Below are 14624 nucleotides of genomic sequence, written 5' to 3' on the forward strand. Positions count from 1 at the left end.
GCTCAGCCCTCGACGACGCTCGCGAAGGCGTTGAGGGACTCGATGCGCGAGACGTCCACGTGGTGCACGGGTTCGTTCTCCCGCAGCGATCCGCGCACCGTGACGATCCCGCCCTCGACGCCGAGGACGAGGCCCTGCACCTTGTCGCCGCTCGCGGTGTGGATGGTCACCCCGGGGTTGTCCCCGACCCCGGGGGTCCAGGTCTGCGCCGCCTGCGCAGCCGCGGTCAGCAGACGCACGAAGGTCTCGGTCGCGGGGTTCACCCGACCACCCTCCCACCGCGCGGACGCCGCGGACAGTCCCCCGGAGCCGTCCCGCAGGGTCAGCGGGCGGTGGTGGCGGCGCGTTCGCGCTGGCGACGCACGTAGGCGCGGGCCCACGGGTCGGCGAAGCGGGCGAGCACCGGTCCGAGGACCGCCATCGCCAGCACGTAGGCCGCGGCGAGCGCCGCGAGCCGGGGGTCGACCCCGGCGGCCGTGGCGAGGCCGGCGATGACGATCGAGAACTCGCCCCGGGGGATCAGTGCGGCCCCGGCCCGGATCCGGCCCGGGATCGCGATGCCGGCGCGCCTGGCCGCGACCCACCCGGTGACGAGCTTGGTGAGGACCCCGACGACGACGAGGGCGAGGGCCGGCAGCAACACGGGCGGCAGGCTGCTCGGATCGGTCGAGAGGCCGAAGGACACGAAGAACACCGCGGCGAAGAGGTCGCGCAGGGGTTCGAGGCGCTGGTGGGTCTCCTGCTCGAGGTCGTTGGAGAGGCTGATCCCCAACAGGAACGCACCCACGGCGGCGGAGACGTGCAGCTGTTCGGCGACCCCCGCGACGAGCAGCGCGAGGCCGAGGACGCGCAGCAGCGTCACCTCGCTGGAGCCCGCCGAGACGAACTTCGAGATGAGCGAACCCCAGCGCAGCGCGACGACGAGAGCGACGGCGAGGCAGGCGAGGGCGATGAGGACGGACCCCGTCGCCTCCCACACCCCGGAGGCGGCGAGCACTGCGGTGAGGATGGGCAGGTAGACGGCCATGCCGAGGTCCTCGAGGACGAGGATGCCGAGGATCGAGGGCGTCTCGCGGTTGCCGAGGCGGCCCAGGTCGGCGAGCACCTTGGCGACGATGCCGGAGGAGCTGACGGCCGTGATGCCGAACATGGCGAGCGCCCCGACGGGCCCGAAGCCGAGGAGCAACCCGAACGCGGCGCCCGGCAGGCCGTTGAGGAACAGGTCGAGGACGCCGACGGGTGCCTGCCGGCGGAGGTTGCCGAGCAGGTCCCCGGCGGAGTACTCCAGCCCCAGGAGCAGCAGCAGCATGACGACGCCGATCTCGGAGGCGGCGTCGAGGAACGCGTCGGGCGCGTTCAGCGGGATGACACCGCCGGCCCCGAACGCCAACCCGGCCAGCAGGTAGAGCGGGACCGGGGAGATCCCCAGGCGTCCGGCGAGGCGACCGACGAGACCGAGCCCGAAGATGACCGCACCGAGCTCGATGAGCAGAGCAGCGGTGTGCACCTGTCGAGTTCCGTCCTTCCTCAGATCGCGTCGTCCGCACCGGGAGGGCGCGGGGTCGTCCGGGCCGCGTCAGCCCTGGTGCAGCAGTTCGGCGGTCGCCCGGACCCCTTCCTGGGTCCCGACGACCACGATCTTGTCACCGGAGAGGAACGCCTGGGACGGCGCCGGCGACGGCGTCACCTCGCCGTTGCGCACGAGGGCGACGACGGAGGCGCCGGTGCGGCTGCGGATCGCGGCGTCGGCCAACGTCTTGCCCACGTAGGGCGAACCGTCCTCGAGGTAGATGCCCTCGGTGGCGAGGCCTTCGATCTGCTCGCGCAGCCGGGCCAGTCGCTCGATGACCCGCGGCTGCCCGAGCAGCTCCGCCAGCACCTCGGCCTCGTCGCCGTCGAGGTCGATCACGGCGTGGCAGGCGTCAGGGTCGTCCTGGGAGTAGACGAGCAGCTCGCGCTCGCCACCGCGGGTCGAGATGACGCCGATGCGCCGACCGCGAGCGGTGGTGAAGTCGTGCCGCAGGCCCACGCCCGGCAACTTGGTCTCTTCCAGGTCCACGATCTCAGTGTCCTCCACGATCGCGGGAGCCGACGACCAGGGCGCCAGCTGTCCCCCGGACGCCACGCCGCCGCGACGTCCTGTTGTCACAACACCGTGTGACGTCCAGAACATCCCACGACGTCGCGGCGCGCGGCCCTTGCCCTCGTCGGATTCGTCGTGCATGATCCGAGCACCGCGACGGAGCGACCCTTCCTCCTGGGACCCGGCAGTGACGCCGCGGACAACTGAACACCTCGTTCCACAACGGATCGTCCGGCACGTACCTGCCGGTGGAAGGATTGACACGATGGCTACGGTCACGTTCGACAAGGCGACGCGCATCTACCCCGGGGGCGACAAGCCCGCCGTGGACGCCCTGGACCTGCACGTCGAGGACGGCGAGTTCCTCGTCCTCGTCGGCCCCTCCGGCTGCGGCAAGTCGACCTCCCTGCGCATGCTCGCCGGTCTCGAGGACGTCAACGGTGGACGCATCCTCATCGGTGACCGCGACGTCACGACGGTTCCCCCGAAGGACCGCGACATCGCGATGGTGTTCCAGAACTACGCGCTGTACCCGCACATGACGGTCGCCGACAACATGGGCTTCGCGCTCAAGATCGCCGGCACTCCCAAGGACGAGATCAAGCGTCGTGTGCAGGAAGCCGCCAAGATCCTCGACCTCGAGGCGTACCTGACCCGCAAGCCGAAGGCCCTCTCCGGTGGTCAGCGTCAGCGTGTCGCCATGGGCCGTGCGATCGTCCGTCAGCCGCAGGTCTTCCTCATGGACGAGCCGCTGTCCAACCTCGACGCCAAGCTGCGCGTGCAGACCCGCACCCAGATCGCGTCGCTGCAGCGTCGTCTCGCCGTCACCACCGTCTACGTGACCCACGACCAGGTCGAGGCCATGACGATGGGCGACCGCGTCGCGGTGCTCAAGGACGGTCTGCTCCAGCAGGTCGACACCCCGCGTCGCATGTACGACCACCCGAACAACGTCTTCGTCGCCGGGTTCATCGGCTCGCCCGCCATGAACCTGCTGACCCTCGACGTCACCGACGGTGGCGTGAAGTTCGGCGACACCGTCCACCCGGTCGAGCGTCACCTGCTCACCAACGCCGGCAACCGGATGACGCTCGGCGTGCGTCCCGAGGACCTGGAGATCGGCACCTCGGGTCTGCCCGTGCAGGTCGAGGTCGTCGAGGAGCTCGGCGCCGACGCCTACATCTACGGTTCGCTGGCCCAGGCGGGCAGCGAGGCGCACCAGGTCATCGCGCGCGTCGACGGTCGCCGTCCCCCGGAGAAGGGCTCGACGGTGTTCTTCACCCCCAAGCAGGGGCACGTGCACCTGTTCGACCACCAGTCCGGTCTGCGCATCGAGAACTGACGTCTGACGTCCACACGGGGGCCGTCACTCCTGCGGGGGTGACGGCCCTCCGTCGTGGGTGGCACGGAACGGTCCCGATGTTGAGAGGATGAGCACGTGAGCACCCCGACGGCGGCGTCCCTGCAGATCACGGCCGCCCGCCCGTACCCCGGACTCCTCGACCTCCCCTGGGAGATCCCGCTGGAGGAGTGGCCCGAGGAACACCTCGCGGCCCTCCCCCGAGGCATCTCCCGCCACATCGTCCGCTTCGTGCGGATCGGGGGCCGCGTCATCGCGGTGAAGGAGACCAACGCCGACATCGCGCACCGCGAGTACCGGATGCTGCGGATGCTCAACCGGCTCGACGTCCCCTCCGTGGCCCCGGTGGCCGTCATCACCGGCCGCGTCGACGCCAACGGCGAGCCGCTGAACGCGGTGCTCGTCACCCGCCACCTGCAGTACTCGCTGCCCTACCGTGCCCTCTACAGCCAGACCCTGCGGCCCGACACCGCCAAGCGCGCCGTCGACGCCCTCGCGGTGCTCCTGGTGAAGCTGCACCTGCTGGGCTTCTACTGGGGCGACGTCTCGTTGTCGAACACCCTCTTCCGCCGCGACGCGGGGGCGTTCGCCGCCTACCTCGTCGACGCCGAGACGGGTGAGCTCTACGACGAGCTCTCCACCGGTCAGCGCGAGTACGACCTCGACCTCGCCCGCACCAACATCGCCGGTGAGCTCATGGACGTCGTGGCCTCCGAGGCGCTGGACGCCGACATGGACGAGGTCATCGCGATCGCCGACCGCATCGTGTCCCGCTACCGCGCCCTGTGGGTGGAGCTCACCGAGGCGGAGTCCTTCGAACGGGGTGACCGCTGGCGCGTCGAGGCCCGCATCCGGCGCCTCAACGACCTCGGGTTCGACGTCGGGGAACTGGCGATCACGACCGACATCGACGGGACGTCGGTGCGCATCGAGCCGAAGGTCGTCGACGCCGGTCACCACTCCCGGCGTCTGCTGCGCCTCACCGGTCTGGACGCGGAGGAGAACCAGGCGCGTCGACTGCTCAACGACCTCGACTCCTACGCCGCGGCCACCGCCCGCCAGGGCGAGGACGAGGAGATCGTCGCGCACGACTGGATGGCCGACGTCTTCGAACCCGTGCAGCGGGCCGTCCCGCGCGAGATGCGGGGCAAGCTCGAGGCTGCTGAACTGTTCCACGAGGTGCTGGAACACCGCTGGTACCTCTCCGAACGGGCCGGCCGCGACGTCGGCCTCGAGGAGGCGGTGAACTCCTACGTGGTGGGGGTGCTACCGCAGAAACCCGACGAACGGGCCGTGCTGGGTGTGGACACCCAGTCGTTCCGGGTCATCGCCGACTGAAGCTCTGGAAGGACCCTCGTGCCTGCTGCCGAGAAACCCCGCGTCGCACTCACCGGCGCGGCCGGCAAACTCGGGCGGGTCGTCTTGCGCGACCTGCTCGACCACGGATACTCCGTCCTCGCCCTGGACCAGGTGCGCCCCGCGAGCCTGCTGGCGGGGGACGACGGGCAGTTCGTCAAGGTCGACCTCGCCGACCACGGCCAGGTCGTGGAGGCGCTGACCGGCCGGATCGAGGAACGCCCCGGCCCCTTCGCCGGGGTCGTGCACCTGGGGGCCATCCCTGCCCCCGGTCTCGCGTCCAACGCCGCGACGTTCCGCAACAACTCCGCCGCGACGTGGAACGTCTTCGACGCGGCGCGCGCCGCGGGCATCGACAACGTCGTGTGGGCCTCGAGCGAGACCGTCCTGGGTCTGCCCTTCGACGCCGCTCCCCCGCCCTACGCCCCCCTCGACGAGGAGTACCGCGTCCGCCCGGAGTCGACGTACTCGTTGGTGAAGGCGCTCGAGGAGGAGATGGCGCACCACTTCTGCCGCTGGAACCCGTCGCTGACGATGACCGGTCTGCGCTTCTCCAACGTCATGCACGTCGAGGACTACGCCCAGTTCCCGTCCTTCGACGCCGACGCGACGCTGCGCAAGTGGAACCTCTGGGGCTACATCGACGCCCGCGACGGCGCCCAGGCCGTGCGCCTGTCGTTGCAGCGCAAGGGGCCCGGCGTCGAGGTGTGCATCGTCGCGAACGCCGACACCGTCATGTCGCGCACGTCGGCGGAGCTGATGGCGGAGGTCTACCCGGGGGTCGAGGTCCGTCACGAGCTCGGTGACCACGAGACGCTGCTCTCGATCGACAAGGCCCGCCGGGTGCTCGGTTACGAACCCGAGCACTCCTGGCGCGACCACGTCTGACCCCTGTCCGTGATCTTGCTGGGAGACCCAGCAAGATCACGGACCGGTCAGGTCTGGCGGGCCAGAGCCGTCGCGGCGAACTTCGCGTCGGGGTCGAGGATGTCGAGCATCTTCACCATCACCTCGTCGAGCGTGGCGAGGTCGCGCTCGTCGAGCGGGTCGAAGACCAGCTGACGGACCCGCTCGACGTGTCCGGGCGCGGCGGTGACGACCTTCTGGAAGCCGGCGTCGGTGAGGACGGCGACCTGACCGCGGCCGTCGTTGGGGCTCTTCTCGCGGCGGACCCAGCCGTCCTTCTCGAGCCGGCTCACCACGTGGGAGATCCGGGACGGGCTCGCGTTGGAGCGGGCGCCGAGTTCGCTCATCCGCAGGCTGCGCCCCGGTTCCTCGGACAGCATCGCCAGCGTGAGGTAGGCCGTCTTGGTGAGGTCCGCGTCGCGTTGCAGCTGCGCGTCGAGGGCGGCGGGCAGGAGTTCCATGAGCGCGCTGAGCCGCAGCCACACCCGGCGTTCGTCGGTGGAGAGCCAGCGAGGCGTCTGCTCGGTCATCCCGGCATCCTAGCAGATAGTTTCAGCTTCAACTAATCGCCCTGCGGTAGCGCCCGCAGGAGCCCATCGTGCCACGGAGGGCCCCGCCCCGCGAACCCCGGCGCTCACTTCGTGCTGCCGGCCAGCAGTCCGTTGACGATGTAGCGGTTGAACACCAGGGCGAGCACCGCGGGGACGGCGATGGCCAGGACGCCGGCGGCGTTCAGCAACGTGGACGGGACGACGTGGCGCCCCTGCAGCGAGGCGATGACCACGGTCAGCGGCTGCGTCGAGATGTCGCTGGAGAGGACGAGCGGGAACAGGAACTGCGCCCACGCGAACAGGAACGTGATCAGCGCGGTGGAGATGATCCCCGGCCGGGCCAGCGGCAGCAGCAGGTGCCAGAGCACCTGCATGCGGTCCGCGCCGTCGACGAGCCCGGCCTCCTCGATGCTGAGCGGGAGGCTCGCGAAGTAGTTGTGCAGGATCCACGTCGCCAGCGGCAGGAAACCCGAGACGTAGACCAGGACGATGCCGGTGTAGGTGTTCACCAACCCGAACGTGCTCATGATGCGGTAGAGCGGGATCAGCGTGGTGTAGGCGGGGAACGCCATCGTGGCCAGCAACGCGTAGAAGAGGACGTTGCGTCCCCGGAACTGCATGCGCGCGAACGCGTAGGCGGCCAGGGTCGCCAGCACGACGGTGGCGATCGTGGCCAGCCCGCACTCGACGACGATGTTCAGGGACGCGCGCCGGACCTGTTCGGGCACGTCGCCGGAACCGGTGAGGAGCGAGCGGAAGTTGTCCAGCGTCGGCCGCAGGGGCACGTACTCCGCAGGACTGCGCCGGGCGTCGCCCTCGCGCTGGAGGCTGGTCTTCACCGCCCAGTAGACCGGTACCAGCGACCAGAGGACGACGAGGGCGACGCCGACCCGCCGCAGGGTCGGTGTGCGGCGGTTCACAGGTCCACCCGGCGGTAGACGGTGCGCACGACCACGAACGAGAGCACCAGGGTGATGACGGTGATGAGCAGCGACAACGCGTACCCCTGCCCGAAGTCGAGGTTCTGGAAGCTGGTGAAGTAGGTCTGCATCATCACCGAGGCACCGGTGTCGGCGGCCCCGTTGAGGACGTAGGGCTGGTCGAAGACGTTCAGGGTGGCGATGACGGCCTGGACCATCGCGACCGCGATCCCCGGACGGGCCAGCGGCAGCGTGATCCGCCAGAACGCCGACCACCGCGAGCACCCGTCGATCTGGGCCGCCTCGTAGAGCTCACCCGGGATGAGCTGCAGCGCGGCCAGGATCAGCAGCGCCGACAACGGCGTGATCTGCCAGACCTGGACGAGTTCGATGAGTGCGATGGTCAGCAACCGGTCCTGGCCCAGCAGGATCGCATCCCCGGACCCCAGGTGCAGCGACGTGGCCACGCTGTTGACCAGCCCGGAGCTCGGGTCGAAGATCCCGCTCCAGAGGATCCCCTCGACGACCCCCGGCAACGCCCACGGGAGGATGACGACGGCGATGACGAGGCTGCGTCCACGGAAGGCCTGCTGCAGCACGACCGCGACCGCGACCCCGAAGACCGTCGAGAGGACGACCCCGACGACGACGTAGAACCCGGTGTTCTGCAGGCTGGTGACGACGGCGTCGTTGCGGAGGAGCCGTTCGAAGTTCCCGAGGCCGTCGAACCGGGTCGGCGGGTCCAGCGCGCTGGAGCGGAAGAACGACTGCACGACGGTGAACGCCGCCGGCACCAGGGCCAGGCCGACGACGAACACCGCCACCGGGGCGACGAGCACGTAGGGCAGGAGGTCGAACCGCTTGCGACGCAGCGTCGCGGCCGCCGGGACGTCGGTCCCGTGCGGTCGGTGCGGCGCGGACGTGGAGGTCACGAGCCGCTCGCGAGTTCGTCGGCCTTCTCGGCCATGGCCTTCACCGCGGCCTCGACGCTCAGCGAGCCCGTCGCCGCCGCGTGCAGGCTGGTGTAGACGGTGTTGGAGAACTCCGGGTACCAGGTCGGGGCCCCGCCCCCGAAGACCGGTTTCGAACTCTCGAGCATCGGGGTGAGGACATCACCCTGGACCAGGTTGCCGCCGCTGGTCATGGCCTCGACCGCGCTGAGCCGGGACGGGATCGGGTAGGCGCTGTAGGCCTTGTCCGGACCGTTGACGCCGGCGAAGTCGGTCTGCTGCTTCTGGGACGTGAACCACTCGATGAACTTCGCCGCCGCGTCGGGGTACTTGGCCTGCTTCGGGATGCCGACGCCGTCGGGGTTGCTGAGGTTGGCCGTCGGGCCGTCCACCCCGGGGGTCGGGATGTAGCGGACCTTGCCCACGACGGAACTGGAGGCCGGTACGTCGTAGAGGGTCCCGACGGTGCCGGAGTAGTCGGAGAAGGTGCTCGCGACCAGCCCCTGGGCCATCTGGGTCTGCTGCCCCTGCGTGTCGGTGACGTTGATGTTCCCCGGGGCGACGAGGCCGTCCGTCAGGGCGTCGACCATCCACTGCGCGGCCTCGTACCCGCCGGCGTCGGCGAACTGCGGCTTCCCGTCCTCGTCGAGGACGGTCCCCCCGAAGGCGGCGGTGGTCTCGTACCAGTAGGTCGAGAGTCCCTCGGCCGCGGCGAAGGGGATGTTCAGCGGGTGCTCCGCGATGCCCTTGGCCTTGATCTGGCGCAGGGCGTCGGTGTACTCCGCGATCGTCGTCGGAGCCGGGTTCGCCCCTGCAGCGGTGAACATCTCGGTGTTGATCGTCGTCACCATGAAGGAGGCGTCGTAGGGGATGCCGACGACGTGGCCGTCGGTGGTGAAGGAGGCCAGCTGGGGGACGTCGGCGGCCATCCCCTTCGTGTCCAGGTAGGACTCCACGGGGTAGAACCAGCCGAGCTTGCCGAGCTGCCCCACCCGGGACCAGTCGACGTTCGTCGCGTCGGCGAAGTAGGTCTTCGCGGTCGCTGCGGCCGAGATCTTCGTCTGCAGGCTGTCCCAGTCGAGGTTCACCCACTTCACGGTGATCCCGGTCTCGCTCCGGAACGCGTCGAGCGCAGCCTGCGGCAACGTTTCACCGGCCAGCGCGACGGTGATGGTGACCCCGCTGGTCTGGGTGGAACCACCCCCGCTGGACCCGCTGCCGCCGCCGCACCCGGCGCCCAGGAGGCCGACCCCCGCGACGGCGGTGACGAAGCTGCGCCGGGACCAGGAACCCGGAACTGTCGACCGTGGCATGGCGCCTCCTCATTCACGAACGGCACGGAGAACGCTCACCACGCCGTGAGCAGTTCTGCGCATTTGTCGAAGTGAACACTAGGAGTCGCGTCCGCCTGCGTCAACGGGTTCCCGCACACGCTCGACCCGCGGTCACATGGATGGGCGAACGCGCAGAAGTGCTCAGCGAGTTAGGCTGTCCCCGTGCGGAAGGTAGAACGGCTCAGCGCGATCCTGGACCGCGTCTCGGACAGCGGGAACGTCGACGTCGTCGAACTCGCGGAGGTCCTCGGGGTCTCCGGCGCCACCGTCCGGCGCGACCTGCAGTCCCTCAGCACGAGCGGTCTGCTGGTGCGAACGCACGGCGGAGCCGTCGCCAACGACGTCGGCGACGAGCTCCCGGTGCGGATGAAGGCGGCGCGACGTCAGAGCGAGAAGCGACGCATCGGCGTGGCCGCGGCGGCGATGATCCCCGAGGGCGCCGTCGTCGGGATGACGGGCGGGACCACCGCCCTCGAACTCGCCCGCGAGCTGCGGGCCCGGCGCGGCATCACGGTGGTCACCAACGCCCTCGACATCGCGGTGGAACTCGCCGGCCACAGCGGCATCCGCCTCGTCGTCATCGGCGGGATCGTGCGGCACTCCCTGGAACTCGTCGGGCCGGCCGCGGAGTCGATGCTCTCGAACTACCACCTGGACATCGCGTTCATCGGCGTCGACGGGCTCACCGTCGAGGACGGCTGCAGCACCTACGACGAGATGGAGGCGCAGACCGACCTCGCCTTCCTGCGCCGCGCCCGGCGCAACGTCGTCATCGCCGACAGCTCCAAGATCGGGAAGGTGACGTTCGCCCGGATCGCCGGCCTCGACGAGGTCGGTGAGCTCGTCACCGACCGCGGCGCCGACCCCGCCCAGCTCGACGCCCTGCGCGCGGCGGGCGTCATCGTCCTCACCGTCTGACTCCCCCGCGGAAACAACACTTTCCGCCCTCCCGGTGGCCCGTGAGAGGGCGGAAAGTGTCGTTTCCGCGGGGGTGGGGGTCAGCGGTGGCGCGCGACCTCGTAGAGGGCGATCCCGGCGGCGACGCCGGCGTTGAGCGACTCGAAGGCGCCGGCCATCGGGATGCTGACGACCTGGTCGCACTTCTCGCGCACGAGGCGCGACAACCCGGCGCCCTCGGCGCCGACGACGAGGACGATCGGGCCGTCGGCCAGCTTCAGCTGGGGCAGCAGGACGTCACCCTCGGCGTCGAGACCGACGACGAACAGGCCGGCCTTCTGGTACTCCTCGATCGCGCGGACGAGGTTCGTCGCCCGCGCCACGGGGGTGCGGGCCGCGGCACCGGCCGACGTCTTCCACGCCGAGGCGGTCATGCCGGCCGCACGACGTTCGGGGACGACGACACCGTGACCGCCGAACGCGGCGACGGAGCGGACGACGGCCCCGAGGTTGCGGGGGTCGGTCACGCCGTCGAGCGCGACGATCAGCGCCGGGCGTCCCGAGTGCGAGGCCCGGTCCAGCAGGTCCATCGGGTGCTTGTAGTTGTACGGCGGGACCGTGGCCGCGACGCCCTGGTGGACGGCGTTCTCGGTGTGGCGGTCGAGTTCCTGACGCGACGCCTCGAGCAGGGGGATGCCCTTGTTCCCGGCGGTGGAGAGGATCTCCTTGATCCGCTCGTCCGACTCGACCCCGGACGCCACGTAGATGCCGGTGATCGGCAGCTCCGCGCGCAGCGCCTCGACGATGGAGTTCCGGCCCGCGATCCACTCCGTCTCACCGGCGGGTTTGCGCCGCGTCGGCGGACGACCGCCGGGACGGGCGTTCGTCGTCGCCGCCCGGTGGGCCGCCTTGCCGGCCGCCTTCGCCGCCGGGTGGTAGGGACGCTCGGTCGCCTTCGGCGTCGGCCCCCTCCCCTCGAGGCTTCGGCGGTTCTTGCCCCCGGAGCCTCCAGTCGGACCCTTCTTGCCCTTGCTGACAGCGCCGCGACGCTGAGAGTTCCCTGCCACTAGTGCTCACCCTCCAGAACCCACCGAGCCCCGGTGGGGGTGTCCTCGATCACGATGCCCGCATCCTTCAGGGAATCGCGCACCGCGTCGGCGGTGGCGAAGTCCCGTGCGGCACGGGCGGTTGCCCGGTCGTCGAGCCGTGCGCGCACCAGCACGTCCAGTGCGGTGCGCGCGGTGTCCGTGCCGCCTGCCTGCGAGGCCCACGGTTCCGCGAACGGGTCCAGGCCCAGCACGTCCAGGCCGGCCCGGACCTGTTCGTAGGCGCTCTCCAGCGCCGCGTCGTCGCCCGCCGCGAGGGCGGAGTTGCCCGCCCGCGCCGTGTCGTGCAGGACCGCGAGCGCCGCGGGGGTCGCCATGTCGTCGTCCATCGCCGCGGCGAACTCGGCGGAGACGTTCGCGACGGCGGTCCGGCCGAGGCGTTCGGCGGCCCGGCGCACGAAACCCTCCAGCCGCGAGTACGCGGCCTCGGCCTCCACGAGGGAGTTCTCGGAGTACTCCAGGTGCGTGCGGTAGTGCCCGGCGACGAGGTAGTAGCGCAGCACGACCGCGCGGTGGGTCTGCAGCAGGTGCGGGACGCCGAGGACGTTGCCGAGCGACTTGCTCATCTTCTCGCCGGACATCGTGACGAAGTAGTTGTGCAGCCAGTAGTTCGCGAACCCGTCACCGGCGGCGCGCGACTGGGCCTGCTCGTTCTCGTGGTGCGGGAAGCGCAGGTCGAGGCCGCCGCCGTGGATGTCGAAGCGGGGGCCGAGGTAGCGCCCGGCCATGGCCGAGCACTCCAGGTGCCAGCCGGGCCGGCCCGGGCCCCACGGCGTCGGCCAGGACGCCGTCGCGGGTTCGCCGTCCTTGCGTCCCTTCCAGAGGGCGAAGTCGCGGGCGTCGCGCTTGCCGCGGGGGTCGGCGTCGGTGGCCGGTTCCATGTCGTCGAGCTTCTGGTGGGTGAGCTCGCCGTAGTGGGGCCAGGAGCGCACGTCGAAGTAGACGTCGCCCGACCCGTCGCCCGCGGCGTAGGCGTGACCGCGCTCGATCAGGCGCCCGATCAGCTCGACCATCTCGGTGACGTGGCCGGTGGCGCGGGGCTCGACCGTGGCGGGCAGGACGCCGAGGGCGTCGTAGGCGGCGCCGAACTCGCGCTCGAAGCGGTAGGCGTGGGCCCACCACTCCGTCCCGGCCTCGGCGGCCCGGGTGAGGATCTTGTCGTCGATGTCGGTGACGTTGCGGACCATCGTCACGGCGTAGCCGCTGCGGGTCAGCCACCGGCGCAGGACGTCGAAGGCGACCTGGGCGCGGACGTGGCCGAGGTGGGGTGACCCCTGCGGCGTCGCACCGCAGACGTAGATGCCGACCTGCCCGGGGACGAGCGGCGCGAACTCGCGCACCGCGCCGGCGGCGCTGTCGTGCAGGTGGAGGGTCACGGACTCCAGGATACCGGGGCTCGCGCTGTCTCCGAGCCCGTCGTTAGTGTCCTTCCCATGGCTTGGACCGTTCCCGGAGTGATCTCGCGCGCCAAGGGCGCCCCCGTCGAGACCGTCGACATCGTGGTACCCGACCCGATCGCCGGTGAGGTCGTCGTCGACGTCGCGGCGTGCGGGGTCTGCCACACCGACCTGCACTACCGCGAGGGCGGGATCAACGACGACTACCCGTTCCTGCTGGGCCACGAGGCCGCCGGCACCGTCTCCGCGATCGGCGAGGGCGTCACCAACGTCACGATCGGCGACACCGTCGTCCTCAACTGGCGCGCGGTGTGCGGGCAGTGCCGCGCCTGCAAGCGGGGCCGGCCGCAGTACTGCTTCGCCACCCACAACGCGACGCAGAAGATGACGCTGACCGACGGGACCCCGCTCTCCCCCGCGCTGGGGATCGGCGCCTTCACCCCCAAGACCCTCGTCGCGGCCGGTCAGGCCACCAAGGTCGACGCGGGGATCGACCCCGCCGTCGCGGGGCTGCTGGGCTGCGGGGTCATGGCCGGGATCGGCGCGGCGGTCAACACCGCCCCCGTCCAGCGCGGCGACACCGTCGCCGTCATCGGCTGCGGCGGGGTGGGGTGCGCGGCGATCGCGGGCGCCGTCCTGGCCGGGGCCCGTCGGGTCATCGCCGTCGACATCGACGACAAGAAGCTCGGGTGGGCGAAGCAGCTCGGGGCGACGCACACCGTGAACTCGCGAGGGCTCTCCGAGGACGAGGTCGTCACGGCCGTGCAGGACCTCACCGACTCCTTCGGCGCCGACGTCGTCATCGACGCCGTGGGCCGTCCGGAGACGTGGCGGCAGGCGTTCTACGCCCGTGACCTCGCCGGCACCGTCGTGCTCGTGGGTGTGCCGACGCCGGAGATGCAGCTCGAGGTGCCGCTGCTGGACGTGTTCGGTCGCGGCGGGGCGCTGAAGTCGTCCTGGTACGGCGACTGCCTGCCCGAGCGGGACTTCCCGCAGCTGCTGGAACTGCACGCGAACGGCCGGCTGCCGCTGGACGCGTTCGTGTCCGAGCGGATCGGGCTCGGCGACGTCGAGGAGGCCTTCGCGACCATGAAGTCCGGTGACGTGCTCCGGTCGGTCGTGATCCTGTGAGCGCGCGGATCGAGCACATCGTCACGTCCGGGACGTTCTCCCTCGACGGGCAGACCTTCGACGTCGACAACAACGTGTGGATCCTCGGCGACGACCACGAGGTCGTCGTGCTGGACGCCCCCCACGACCCGGACGCCATCGCGGCCGCCGTGGGCGAGCGGACCGTCCTCGCGGTGCTGTGCACGCACGCTCACGACGACCACGTGCGCCAGGCTCCGGCCCTCGCCGCGAGGTTCGGTGCTCCGATCCTGCTGCACCCCGCCGACCGCGAGGTCTGGGAACTGACCCACCCGGGCGTTCCCACGACCGACCTGTCCCACGGGGAGATCGTCACCGTGGCCGGGACGGAGCTGCACGTCCTGCACACCCCCGGCCACACCCCGGGCGCGGTGAGCGTCTACGCGCCGGAGCTGTCCACGGTCTTCACGGGCGACACCCTCTTCGCGGGCGGTCCGGGGGCGACCGGCCGGTCGTTCTCGAGCTTCGCGACGATCGTCGACTCGATCCGCGACGTGCTCTTCGAACTCCCCGCCGACACCCGCGTCCACACCGGTCACGGGGACGACACGACCATCGGCGACGAGTCCCCGCACCTGCAGGAGTGGATCGCCCGCGGCCACTGACCTCTCCGGC

Annotated in this window: 15 protein-coding genes; 6 read left to right on the forward strand and 9 right to left on the reverse strand. The window is 70.8% G+C overall.

Annotated elements, in window-relative coordinates; all coding sequences use genetic code 11:
• Positions 1-2: 2 nt before the first annotated feature.
• The 3 genes from AC0I8G_RS01315 to AC0I8G_RS01325 all read right to left on the reverse strand — a co-directional run bounded on the left by AC0I8G_RS01315 (position 3) and on the right by AC0I8G_RS01325 (position 2059).
• Positions 3-263 carry a hypothetical protein gene (locus AC0I8G_RS01315; protein WP_471728355.1) on the reverse strand — a complete coding sequence of 87 codons (261 nt, stop codon included), beginning with the start codon at positions 261-263 and terminating at the stop codon, positions 3-5.
• Positions 264-322: 59 nt separating this feature from the next.
• Positions 323-1507 (reverse strand): cation:proton antiporter, encoded by a 1185-nt coding sequence (locus tag AC0I8G_RS01320; protein WP_471728356.1) that lies wholly within the window; start codon positions 1505-1507, stop codon positions 323-325.
• 69 nt (positions 1508-1576) lie between these two features.
• Positions 1577-2059: a cation:proton antiporter regulatory subunit gene (locus AC0I8G_RS01325; RefSeq protein WP_328292755.1), complete on the reverse strand. Its 483-nt coding sequence runs from the start codon at positions 2057-2059 to the stop codon at positions 1577-1579.
• Positions 2060-2348: 289 nt separating this feature from the next.
• Here AC0I8G_RS01325 and AC0I8G_RS01330 point away from each other — a divergent pair, with 289 nt between their 5' ends.
• From AC0I8G_RS01330 to AC0I8G_RS01340, 3 genes are all read left to right on the forward strand, one after another.
• Positions 2349-3425: an ABC transporter ATP-binding protein gene (locus tag AC0I8G_RS01330; protein ID WP_380260919.1), complete on the forward strand. Its 1077-nt coding sequence runs from the start codon at positions 2349-2351 to the stop codon at positions 3423-3425.
• A 96-nt stretch (positions 3426-3521) separates the two neighbouring features.
• Complete coding sequence (locus AC0I8G_RS01335; RefSeq protein WP_380260917.1) at positions 3522-4781, forward strand: DUF4032 domain-containing protein; 1260 nt, start codon at positions 3522-3524, stop codon at positions 4779-4781.
• A gap of 18 nt (positions 4782-4799) precedes the next feature.
• Positions 4800-5687: an NAD-dependent epimerase/dehydratase family protein gene (locus AC0I8G_RS01340; protein WP_380161085.1), complete on the forward strand. Its 888-nt coding sequence runs from the start codon at positions 4800-4802 to the stop codon at positions 5685-5687.
• Between the two features lie 47 nt (positions 5688-5734).
• Here AC0I8G_RS01340 and AC0I8G_RS01345 read toward each other — a convergent pair whose 3' ends face one another.
• The 4 genes from AC0I8G_RS01345 to AC0I8G_RS01360 form a co-directional block, all read right to left on the reverse strand.
• A complete protein-coding gene (locus AC0I8G_RS01345) occupies positions 5735-6235 on the reverse strand; it encodes a MarR family winged helix-turn-helix transcriptional regulator (RefSeq protein ID WP_380161083.1) in 501 nt (166 codons plus the stop codon).
• Between the two features lie 104 nt (positions 6236-6339).
• Positions 6340-7176, reverse strand: coding sequence for a carbohydrate ABC transporter permease (locus AC0I8G_RS01350; RefSeq protein ID WP_471728357.1), 837 nt, complete (start codon positions 7174-7176; stop codon positions 6340-6342).
• Positions 7173-8108 carry a carbohydrate ABC transporter permease gene (locus tag AC0I8G_RS01355; protein ID WP_471728358.1) on the reverse strand — a complete coding sequence of 312 codons (936 nt, stop codon included), beginning with the start codon at positions 8106-8108 and terminating at the stop codon, positions 7173-7175. Before AC0I8G_RS01355 ends, AC0I8G_RS01350 begins: the two co-directional genes overlap by 4 nt.
• A complete protein-coding gene (locus AC0I8G_RS01360) occupies positions 8105-9439 on the reverse strand; it encodes an ABC transporter substrate-binding protein (RefSeq protein ID WP_471728359.1) in 1335 nt (444 codons plus the stop codon). The genes AC0I8G_RS01355 and AC0I8G_RS01360 overlap by 4 nt, the downstream gene beginning before the upstream one ends.
• Before the next feature lie 183 nt (positions 9440-9622).
• Between AC0I8G_RS01360 and AC0I8G_RS01365 the strand changes: the two genes are divergently transcribed.
• Positions 9623-10378 carry a DeoR/GlpR family DNA-binding transcription regulator gene (locus AC0I8G_RS01365; protein WP_471728360.1) on the forward strand — a complete coding sequence of 252 codons (756 nt, stop codon included), beginning with the start codon at positions 9623-9625 and terminating at the stop codon, positions 10376-10378.
• An 80-nt stretch (positions 10379-10458) separates the two neighbouring features.
• On the opposite strand, the gene rlmB is transcribed toward AC0I8G_RS01365, so the two are convergent.
• Together rlmB and cysS are read right to left on the reverse strand one after the other, a co-directional pair.
• Positions 10459-11424 (reverse strand): 23S rRNA (guanosine(2251)-2'-O)-methyltransferase RlmB, encoded by a 966-nt coding sequence (rlmB, locus tag AC0I8G_RS01370; RefSeq protein ID WP_380260905.1) that lies wholly within the window; start codon positions 11422-11424, stop codon positions 10459-10461.
• On the reverse strand, positions 11424-12839 hold the full coding sequence (gene cysS, locus AC0I8G_RS01375; protein ID WP_471728361.1) for a cysteine--tRNA ligase: 1416 nt from the start codon (positions 12837-12839) through the stop codon (positions 11424-11426). Before cysS ends, rlmB begins: the two co-directional genes overlap by 1 nt.
• 57 nt (positions 12840-12896) lie before the next feature.
• Here cysS and AC0I8G_RS01380 point away from each other — a divergent pair, with 57 nt between their 5' ends.
• Positions 12897-13991, forward strand: coding sequence for an S-(hydroxymethyl)mycothiol dehydrogenase (locus AC0I8G_RS01380; RefSeq protein WP_471728362.1), 1095 nt, complete (start codon positions 12897-12899; stop codon positions 13989-13991).
• Complete coding sequence (locus AC0I8G_RS01385; RefSeq protein ID WP_471728363.1) at positions 13988-14614, forward strand: MBL fold metallo-hydrolase; 627 nt, start codon at positions 13988-13990, stop codon at positions 14612-14614. The genes AC0I8G_RS01380 and AC0I8G_RS01385 overlap by 4 nt, the downstream gene beginning before the upstream one ends.
• Positions 14615-14624: the final 10 nt, after the last annotated feature.

The organism is Kineococcus sp. AC630 (assembly GCF_979255925.1).

Bases quoted from the DNA above. Each gene is read 5' to 3' on its own strand.
- AC0I8G_RS01345 (WP_380161083.1), bottom strand. From the start codon at position 6,235: ATGACCGAGCAGACGCCTCGCTGGCTCTCCACCGACGAACGCCGGGTG.
- AC0I8G_RS01360 (WP_471728359.1), bottom strand. From the start codon at position 9,439: ATGCCACGGTCGACAGTTCCGGGTTCCTGGTCCCGGCGCAGCTTCGTC.
- AC0I8G_RS01330 (WP_380260919.1), top strand. From the start codon at position 2,349: ATGGCTACGGTCACGTTCGACAAGGCGACGCGCATCTACCCCGGGGGC.
- AC0I8G_RS01380 (WP_471728362.1), top strand. From the start codon at position 12,897: ATGGCTTGGACCGTTCCCGGAGTGATCTCGCGCGCCAAGGGCGCCCCC.